Source organism: Alkalihalobacterium alkalinitrilicum (assembly GCF_002019605.1).
GTDB classification, from domain to species: domain Bacteria; phylum Bacillota; class Bacilli; order Bacillales; family Bacillaceae_F; genus Alkalihalobacterium; species Alkalihalobacterium alkalinitrilicum.
In genome coordinates, this window is sequence record NZ_KV917368.1 from 3,784,484 (window position 1) to 3,793,207 (window position 8,724).

Annotated in this window: 11 protein-coding genes and 1 pseudogene; 9 read left to right on the forward strand and 3 right to left on the reverse strand. The window is 37.8% G+C overall.

Annotated elements, in window-relative coordinates:
• The first annotated feature begins 258 nt into the window (after nt 1-258).
• The 3 genes from BK574_RS18415 to rlmH all read left to right on the forward strand — a co-directional run bounded on the left by BK574_RS18415 (nt 259) and on the right by rlmH (nt 2,371).
• A complete protein-coding gene (locus tag BK574_RS18415; protein ID WP_078429580.1) occupies nt 259-1,476 on the forward strand; it encodes a S1C family serine protease in 1,218 nt (405 codons plus the stop codon).
• Nucleotides 1,477-1,661: 185 nt separating this feature from the next.
• Nucleotides 1,662-1,823: a CxxH/CxxC protein gene (locus tag BK574_RS18420; RefSeq protein WP_075385164.1), complete on the forward strand. Its 162-nt coding sequence runs from the start codon at nt 1,662-1,664 to the stop codon at nt 1,821-1,823.
• Between the two features lie 68 nt (nt 1,824-1,891).
• Entirely contained in the window at nt 1,892-2,371 is a 480-nt protein-coding gene (gene rlmH / locus BK574_RS18425) for a 23S rRNA (pseudouridine(1915)-N(3))-methyltransferase RlmH (protein WP_078429581.1), read from the forward strand.
• Nucleotides 2,372-2,505: 134 nt separating this feature from the next.
• Here rlmH and BK574_RS18430 read toward each other — a convergent pair whose 3' ends face one another.
• Together BK574_RS18430 and BK574_RS18435 are read right to left on the reverse strand one after the other, a co-directional pair.
• Nucleotides 2,506-3,303: a hypothetical protein gene (locus tag BK574_RS18430; RefSeq protein WP_238458044.1), complete on the reverse strand. Its 798-nt coding sequence runs from the start codon at nt 3,301-3,303 to the stop codon at nt 2,506-2,508.
• A 73-nt stretch (nt 3,304-3,376) separates the two neighbouring features.
• On the reverse strand, nt 3,377-3,688 hold the full coding sequence (locus BK574_RS18435) for a hypothetical protein (RefSeq protein ID WP_078429583.1): 312 nt from the start codon (nt 3,686-3,688) through the stop codon (nt 3,377-3,379).
• Nucleotides 3,689-3,794: 106 nt separating this feature from the next.
• On the opposite strand from BK574_RS18435, the gene BK574_RS18440 reads away from it, so the two are divergent.
• Complete coding sequence (locus tag BK574_RS18440) at nt 3,795-4,094, forward strand: hypothetical protein (RefSeq protein ID WP_078429584.1); 300 nt, start codon at nt 3,795-3,797, stop codon at nt 4,092-4,094.
• Between the two features lie 1,057 nt (nt 4,095-5,151).
• Here the strand turns inward: BK574_RS18440 and BK574_RS18450 are convergent.
• Nucleotides 5,152-5,400, reverse strand: a pseudogene (locus tag BK574_RS18450) (oxidoreductase); the annotation flags it as partial.
• Nucleotides 5,401-5,475: 75 nt separating this feature from the next.
• Between BK574_RS18450 and BK574_RS18455 the strand changes: the two are divergent.
• The 5 genes from BK574_RS18455 to BK574_RS18475 all read left to right on the forward strand — a co-directional run.
• Nucleotides 5,476-5,904 (forward strand): ASCH domain-containing protein, encoded by a 429-nt coding sequence (locus BK574_RS18455; RefSeq protein WP_078429586.1) that lies wholly within the window; start codon nt 5,476-5,478, stop codon nt 5,902-5,904.
• Nucleotides 5,905-6,332: 428 nt separating this feature from the next.
• The gene (locus tag BK574_RS18460; RefSeq protein WP_078429587.1) at nt 6,333-6,617 is read left to right on the forward strand and encodes a putative quinol monooxygenase; all 285 of its coding nucleotides are present in this window, start codon (nt 6,333-6,335) and stop codon (nt 6,615-6,617) included.
• Nucleotides 6,618-6,849: 232 nt separating this feature from the next.
• Entirely contained in the window at nt 6,850-7,197 is a 348-nt protein-coding gene (locus BK574_RS18465; RefSeq protein ID WP_078429588.1) for an ArsR/SmtB family transcription factor, read from the forward strand.
• Nucleotides 7,198-7,208: 11 nt separating this feature from the next.
• Nucleotides 7,209-8,174, forward strand: coding sequence for a TIGR03571 family LLM class oxidoreductase (locus BK574_RS18470; protein ID WP_078429589.1), 966 nt, complete (start codon nt 7,209-7,211; stop codon nt 8,172-8,174).
• A gap of 37 nt (nt 8,175-8,211) precedes the next feature.
• Nucleotides 8,212-8,724, forward strand: a 513-nt coding sequence (locus tag BK574_RS18475) for an MsnO8 family LLM class oxidoreductase (RefSeq protein ID WP_142248086.1), incomplete at its 3' end; no start/stop codon positions are given.

The following is an 8,724-nucleotide window of genomic DNA, read 5'->3' on the forward strand; positions in this document are numbered from 1 at the left end:
CTAAATGGTTTGTTTTTTAGCAGATACCTTTAATTAAAGTATGTGAGTGAGCCTTTGGTGCGAATATGAAAATGAATTAAGACTAATGACTCAACTGCAAATTTCGTTTCAATCTCTTCTTTTTTGGGAAATCTAGTAGATAGTGTGTGAAATATTCAAAAGTATGCCTCCTATGTAGACTTTTTACTCATGGCTAATATAATAAAACTATAGGTAATGATAACTTTACAATTCATAAATAAAAGGATGGTGGCAGACATGGGATATTACGACGAACACTATTCTACTGAAACGAGAGAAAAGCGACGCAACGGAAAAGGATTAGGTCTGTCAGCTTTTGTAGGTGCTGTTATTGGAGGTTTAATTGTCCTTTTTTCAGTTCCTGCTCTCTCACAAATGGGCCTTCTTCCTTATGAAGTCGGTCAAGGAGAGACACCGATTGGAGAAGTTGTTGAAACAACACCTGATGGCCTAGAGCAAGTCGTCAATGTATCTGTAAATACTGACATTACAGACGCAGTTGAAAAAGTATCAGATGCAGTTGTTGGTGTGATTAACTTGCAGCAATCAAGTTTTTGGTCAGAAGAGATCAATGAAGGTACTGGATCAGGTGTTATTTATAAAAAAGCAAACGGAAAAGCATTTGTCGTAACCAATCATCATGTGATTAATGGCGCAAGACAAGTCGAAGTGAGTTTGGCTGATGGTACTCGTGTGGAAGCAAACGTCCTTGGTGCCGATGTAATTACCGACTTAGCAGTGCTTGAAATTGATGATGAAGGAGTTACAACAGTTGCTGAATTTGGTAACTCTGAAACATTACGAGCTGGCGAACCAGCGATTGCGATTGGTAATCCACTAGGTCTTCGTTTTTCAAGCTCAGTAACACAAGGAATCATAAGTGCAAAAGAAAGAAGTATTCCTGTTGATTTAACAGGAAATGGACAAGTGGATTGGCATGCAGAAGTTCTTCAGACTGATGCAGCGATCAACCCAGGAAACAGCGGTGGAGCATTAATTAATATTCAAGGCCAAGTTATTGGCATTAATTCGATGAAAATCAACCAAAGTGCTGTAGAAGGAATTGGTTTTGCTATTCCAACCGCGGTTGCAATTCCTGTGATTGAAGATCTCGAACGTTTCGGTGAAGTGCAACGTCCACAAATGGGTATTGGAATTAGATCGTTATCAGAAATTCCAGGCTATCATTGGCAAGAAACATTGAAGTTACCAGCAGAAGTGAAAGCAGGAGCCTTTATAACGAGTGTGGCTCCAATGTCTCCAGCAGAACGTGCAGGTCTAAAAGAATATGATGTGATCGTCGAAATTGATGGAACTGAAATTGAAAATACACATGATTTACGAAAGTATCTATACAGTAATACCAAAATTGGTGACGAAATTGAAGTAACGTACTATCGAGAAGGAAAAAAAGAAACTCTTCAAGTACAACTAGCAGAACAACAAAGTTTTTAATTAGATATTGTGGATAAGAGCAAAGGAGAGCCAATCTTCTTTGCTTTTTTAGTCTTAACGAGATATCCACATTCTTTTGAGCGGAAATTTTAATTATTCACAAGTAACATGGAGATCGATAGGATATGTTATAATAAAAGGCTAAAAAAACACATTGAACGGGTTTGTGAAGGGAGTTATGAAATATGAAGTATTTATCTTGTAAAGAACATGTAGAAATAGCAATGGATCACATAATTGATGAATGTGAAGCAGCTCCAAACATGGAAGTGTTATCGGAACAACAAAAGTTATCCACAACATGTTCATTTTGCGAACAACATCCTACGTACAGTATCACCGATTAATGGGACAAATATGTTGATATGTGGATAAGTTATGTGGATAACTGTGAAACAGAAGGAGAAGAGTACCTGTGAATATCTCAATTATTACAGTAGGAAAACTAAAAGAGAAATATTTAACGATGGGAATCAATGAATACATAAAGCGATTAAGTGCCTATGCGAAAATTGAAATTGTGGAAGTTCCAGATGAAAAGGCACCTGAACAACTAAGTGTAACGGAAATGGAACAAATCAAACAAAAAGAAGGGGAAAAAATTTTAGCAAAAATCCATCCCGATGCCCACGTCATCGCACTGGCAATCGAAGGCAAGCAAATGTCATCGGAGCAACTAGCTAGTGAATTGGACAAATTGGCTACATATGGAAAAAGTAAATTTACTTTTATTATCGGTGGGTCGTTAGGGCTGAGTGAGGAGGTCTTAAAGAGGTCGAATGCACAGTTATCGTTTTCAAAGATGACGTTTCCCCATCAGCTGATGCGATTGATTTTGGTAGAGCAGGTGTATCGGGCGTTTAGGATCAATCGTGGAGAACCGTACCACAAGTGATGGTAAAGCATAAAATATTATTTAGAGTCGATAAACAGACTTTAGACAAACTGTAAATCTAAAATCGTTATAATATCTTTTTGGTCCTCAACTAGAAGAAGTGTTAAGATTAGAAAAAATATATGAATTATAAATTAACACAATTTCAAAATTGCTCCTATACGCCATTGATTCCATTGGTTCTTCTTCTCTGCTCTGCCAGGAACTACACAATAATCGTTTACAACAGTTTCTTCCCCACCCCCAATATATTGCAAAGGTAATTTACTTTGATTTTCATAAACATAGCTAGCAATAAACCTTCTAGCGCTCTGAATGCCTTTTAGTTCTGAGGATAATAGCTCTTGACTTTCCAAGTAGACTTTTTCAACTCGATAGGGCTTAACCTCTTTACTGCCTGTAATTTTAAAGTACAACTCATTATCTTTGTTCACATGCCCAATAATTCCTTTTGGCATCCCAGAAGATTGACGTTTAGACTGAAATTTTGTTTTAAGTTCCATGAATTGTTGAATGAGATAATTTAATATAGTATCTTGTGTATCTAACTTATGGAGTGCATTAAAAACTATATCCCAATTCAATCGAATAACTTCTATATTTGGATAATGTAACAATCGTTTATGTGCATTTATTTGCCCTTCATTTAGGCTTCCTCTTATCTTGAATTCGAATAATAAATTAAAGTTTTTTCCACAGACCCAAGCATCGGGTATCGAACCACTGTTGTCTACAAGAGGATTATGGGGAAGGGCTTTTTTATATGGAGCAATCCCAATAATATACTCCACACCCTTTATATTTTGAGGACAATGTTTTGTTCTTGTTTTAGTTATTAATACAGTAAAATTCATCATCTGTGCTTGTGATGGGATAAGGTTATGTAAGAAATTAGGGAGTATTTTACAATTATCATACGTTAATATGTACATTAGAATATAAGTATAATGGTCTTCTTCTTGCCTTTGATATTCAAATAGGTTCAAGTTCCTCTTCCTTTCTAAATCAAGTATTTTGGCTATTGATTAATTCTTGTGCTAGTATTTCCATAGCTTTTTCTCTTAAGGAAAAAATAGTCCTGTTATTAGTTGAAATAAACACTTTTAATGCCTCGATTTCCATATTGTTTTCAAAGAATTTTCTTGCTTTTGCAGTTCGAGATTGTTTGGATTTTAAGGTGAATTCTTCATTTATCAAAAATGCTACTTCTGAATTTGTTGCTTTGTGTATATTCATTCTTTTAAAGCTATAAAAGTTCGAAACAAAAACTCCCTTTCCGATAGCATTCAAATGTAAAGTTAACTGTTCTTCGGTCATATTCTAACCTCCTAGTGACTGATATTAGTAGAATAGCATACAAATATGCAGCAGTGTTTTAGCAGTTTTATTGCTTAAAAACTATTGGTTGATATCCTAAACAGTCTTGTCGATTAATGGGCAACTTTGGACGATTGAACAGATACTTAAAAAATATATGCAAGAAATGGGGTATGATGCTAGAACGCGATATGACGAATTGGATAACGGAATTATTGAGGGAAACTTAGTGAGTAGGTTGGAAGAAAAATTAATTAAAGAAAAGGTGAAAGAAGAAGTTGAAATTATAAACGATGCGCTTGAACAATTTGTCTGGATGGTAGAGACGGGAGGATACAATTATTTTTCTTATACGAAATTCGAACCCTATCACGAGTTCACAAAAGAAGAATTAAAGTTACATTAAAGTGATGTTCAAACTTGTAAAGAATTGTTAGCAAAACCTCATTTGGAGAATAGTAAATCAGAATGGAAGTTTGTAAGGAAGATTTTAGAGCATAGGGGATTAAGGATTTCACTATGGGAGCAAAGTATTGGTCACCCAGAAGACTTGATTTTATTAAAAGATTTTAGTTTATGAAGGAAAAGGTTTATTAAAAACATTATAAAAAAGGTAGATTGGTATATCTTTTGGAGTGAAAATTATAAATACTGGTAAAACGCAGCAGCCCCAAAAACAGGTAAGACAACAATATTAAAAAAGGAGCAGGTTCTATTTCCTTGCTCCACCCTTTTCCATATCAGGTCTACCTCTAAGCTTCTTACTAAACCTTATCTTATGAAAGATATTTAGCTTTGCTTCCCCGTGATAATTTAATTTTTGTATATCCTTTTACTTAATAGAAGGGATTTATAAACCACTGTAAGGTAGTTATTTGATTTGTGAGCAAAATACTAGGTATTCCTGCATAATGTATTGTTTAAATTGAGGCCTCGGTCCTGGCGTTCTGTCATTTTCTTTAATTTATCCATAATCTCTCTTATTTCTCTTTTACTTAACGGCAATTCGGGATGTCTACTCCCAAGTCTTAACTTAGTGCTTTTTTTTGACTCTGGACATACTTTTGACCAAGGAATACGTAATCTTCCTACGTCATGCCAATAATCAGCTACAATATATCTTTTTTGTAAAGGAAAATCGTTCTTCTTTTTACATTCTTGTTTAAACAAGCATTGTAAAATTGTCCTATCTTGACAGTTAAAAATTCGTCTGCATTTCCAATTATTAACTTCATGGTCATCTTCAGGAGCTTGGACATAAGTAGTATTATTATATTGAATAGTTGTTAAGATGCTCGGATAATTCCCTGTGACAATTTTAATGCGTTCTATTTCCTCCTTAACCTTAACGGAAGTATTACTTTTCCTTTTTAGTGCTATATCTTCGTTTGGGTTTAAAATTACTTTTGATTCTCTTATTAATGAGTTTTTACGCTCGGGAAACTGTGCAAGAGCCCCCCAACTCGGGATGCCTGATCGTTATCATCACGGATTGATCCGTTCCAATAGCCGCCGACAGAAATATGGAGATAATCCAGGTCCTGGTCCACTAGTTGCAATGTATCTTCCAAGGTGATGCCAGGATTATCTCTTTCTTCAGGCGATAAACGATAGCCGATGATAAAAGATTTTGTTGCATGGTCTGAAACTGCTTTTTTAGCAGCGTCAACTACAGCAAGCGGGAAGGACATACGTTTTTCCAGAGTTCCACCCCCTTTTTGCTAATAATATTCTTCCCTACGGACACGATAAGACAAACGAAACTTTATAGATTGGTGGCCGGGAGAGTGAAGGTATTATCTATGATTCAGCCTTGGGCAAGTCTTTTTGTCCTTCGAGAGAATGAATTTGAAACAAGGTCATGGAAAACAAATTATCGCGGGCCGCTGGCCATTCATACAAGTAAAAAAATAGATAAGGCTGTCTGCAGGCATGTGGCCATCCGTTCGCTGCTCGGTAAGCATGGATATACAGAAGAGACCCTTCCAACCGGAATGATCATTGCTGTAGGCCGGCTTGAAAATTGTCTGAAGATAACTGAGAAAAATCAGACATCAGCAGTCCTGGAAAATGGACAAATCGTATCAGGAAATGATTATTTTTTGGGAGACTTTAATGTGGGAGGATATGCTTGGGAGGTTCAAGACATGAGGATCTTGAATGAACGTATCCCAGCAAAAGGCCAGCTTGGGTTATGGGAAACTGATTTATTATGAAAGGTGATGGAGGTAAGCAGTATTTCACTTGTACATAGGAATAACGGATTAATTTTTATACTGAGGTGACTTTAATCGAGAGGGAGATTTAGTGATCTTTGGATTTTACAAAGGCTTTCCGCCGAGTGAACCGAGAAAGTTCGTGGGAGGCATAAATTTTAATAACGTCCTTATTTTTATATTTTATTAAGGCACAGATTTGGTCGCCGCTTATGAGGTTTTATCAATGTGTATCAAGTCCTTTACTAATTTAAGCCTAACTAAAAAAAGTTAAGAGTTAAACAGTTAAAAGCTTACATAATTGAAGCGGATTAGAGATTAAAAAGGGTATAATTTTTTACACGATGCTGGGAGGGACATAAACTCCACTGCCACCTTAAAAACTTTATAAAAGAAAGACAAATTACTCATTATTAAGGGGGATGAAAATGGAGCATATTGTAATTACTGCTGTATTAAAACCAAAAGAAGGCCTGCAGGGGCAACTATTATCAGAACTCAAAAAGGTACAAGCGGCATCAAGGAAAGAGGCAGGTTGTATAAAGTATGACTTGCACCAATCTGAAGACCAAACTTCCGTTTTATATGAAGTGTGGAAGGATGAGGAAGCGCTGGAATACCATATTCAGTCGGCTCATTATCACGAATATAGGAACAATATTGCAGACCTTGTATCAAATAGAGAAGTGTATAAGCTAAAAATAATGGAATAAGTTCAAAGATGGAGTGGCGGAACCGTCGAAAAAACCTGTTATTTGCAGGTTTTTTAGTGGTCTTTTTTAAGATGGGAGCTTTTCGCCGTATCTCCTTCGAAACAAATCATTTGATTTGGAAGGACCAGATGGCTAATATATTAATATCGGGAATTACCGATTTGGCATGATGCTTTCAGATCATCTATCCAGCTTCCATTGGGATAGTGATAATTGATATAGAAAGAGGCAAATGACATTGAAGCAGGAATTGGAACGCTTAAATGATGAACAAGCCGTTGAAATTTTTAAGGCATTGTCGAACCAGACGAGGGTGAGCATTCTTCAAATGTTAAAAGATCCCGACAGTCATTTTTCACCGCAAGCCCATATTATTGCTGATGAAGGATTTGAAGGCGGGGTTTGCGTAGGGGATATCCGAAGCAAGGCGGGGATATCACAATCCACTACTTCACAGTATTTATCAATTCTGCTGCAAAGCGGACTTGTTGAAATAAAGCGAATCGGACAATGGACGTATTATCGCCGTAATGAGGAGACGATTAAAAAGTTCGAAAAATACATTGGTACAAAAATTTAAGGAGAATTAAAGTGAGTTTATTACAGCATCGAGCATATAACAGGTTGTACCAAAAGGGTAAAATGACGCTTGGTTTTGCGATTCCGACGGCAAAGATGTCCAAATATCCGATAATGGAAAATCAGCTGTCGCTTGCCCGCAAAATTGAAGACCATGGTTTCGCGGCATTGTGGCTTCGGGACGTTACGATTCAGAATTTGAATATTGATGATAATGGTCAAATGTATGATGTATGGATTTATTTGACCTATCTTGCGGCCCATACCAAGGATATTGCACTTGGGACGGCTAGTGTGGTCCTCCCTCTGCGCCATCCTGTCAGAGTTGCAAAGGAAGCATCATCTATTGACCAGTTGTTTCCCGAACGGCTGATCATGGGAGTGGCTTCAGGAGACCGGGATAAAGATTTCACAGCTTTGGGAATATCCAAGCTCGAAAGTGGAGGGCTGTTTAAAAAGAATTATGCATTCCTTGAACGGCTGTTAAAGGAGGACAGTCCGACAATCAACAGCGATTTAGGCGTCATCGATGGAACGGATATGAGAATGATCCCCAAGCCTTTTTCCTCGATTCCGACCATGGTGACAGGATTCAGCAATCAATCGATTGAATGGATCGCCCAGAATGGGGACGGCTGGATCCATTACCCGAGGGCTATCCCACAACAAACTCAATTGATTAACGAGTATCGCGAGTTGTCGGAAATTCACGCCCCAGGAGTGTTTAAACCTTTCACTCAGACTTTATTTATTGATTTATCGGAAAATCCCGATGCGTTACCTGTTCCGATTCCTTTAGGATTTCGTGTAGGACGCAAACAGTTATTAGAAATTTTATATCAATTTCAATCCATTGGTGTCAATCACCTGGCTTTTGTTTTGTATTTTTCAAAGCGCCCTCCCGAGGAAGTCATACAGGAGCTTGGAGAGTTTGTGTTGCCTTACTTTCCGACTCATGAAATTCCAGTAGGAGATTAGTTTTTAATAAAATTGGATAAGGGAAGAAGATGAACTTATGTCTAAACATGCAATTAAACTAAACGAAATTCCATTCTCAGTGCTGGATCTTGCACCGATAACAGCCAGAAGTACTCCTGCAGATTCTTTCCGCCACACATTGGAACTCGCACAGCATGCTGAAAAACTTGGTTACAACCGTTTTTGGCTTGCTGAACATCATAATATGCCGTTCATCGCCAGTTCCGCCACTTCGGTGGTGATGTCCCATGTGGCAGCCGGTACATCAAAAATCCGGATTGGTTCAGGAGGAATCATGCTGCCGAATCACGCTCCGCTCGTCATCGCTGAGCAGTTTGGCACTCTTGAATCCTTATATCCTGGGCGAATTGACCTTGGTCTGGGGCGGGCACCCGGTACAGATCAGGGGACTGCTCGTGCATTGAGACGCGACTTGGGAAGTACCGGAGATGACTTTCCTGAGCAATTAGCGGAACTCCGCGGTTACTTTGATCCATCCTTGGCACAAGGAAACCTAATAAAAGCGATTCCAGGTGAAGGTTTGAATATT

Coding starts and splice junctions, on each gene's coding strand:
- BK574_RS18415 (WP_078429580.1), top strand. CDS start 259: ATGGGATATTACGACGAACACTATTCTACTGAAACGAGAGAAAAGCGA.
- BK574_RS18420 (WP_075385164.1), top strand. CDS start 1,662: ATGAAGTATTTATCTTGTAAAGAACATGTAGAAATAGCAATGGATCAC.
- BK574_RS18430 (WP_238458044.1), bottom strand. CDS start 3,303: ATGTACATATTAACGTATGATAATTGTAAAATACTCCCTAATTTCTTA.
- BK574_RS18435 (WP_078429583.1), bottom strand. CDS start 3,688: ATGACCGAAGAACAGTTAACTTTACATTTGAATGCTATCGGAAAGGGA.
- BK574_RS18460 (WP_078429587.1), top strand. CDS start 6,333: ATGGAGCATATTGTAATTACTGCTGTATTAAAACCAAAAGAAGGCCTG.
- BK574_RS18465 (WP_078429588.1), top strand. CDS start 6,850: ATGACATTGAAGCAGGAATTGGAACGCTTAAATGATGAACAAGCCGTT.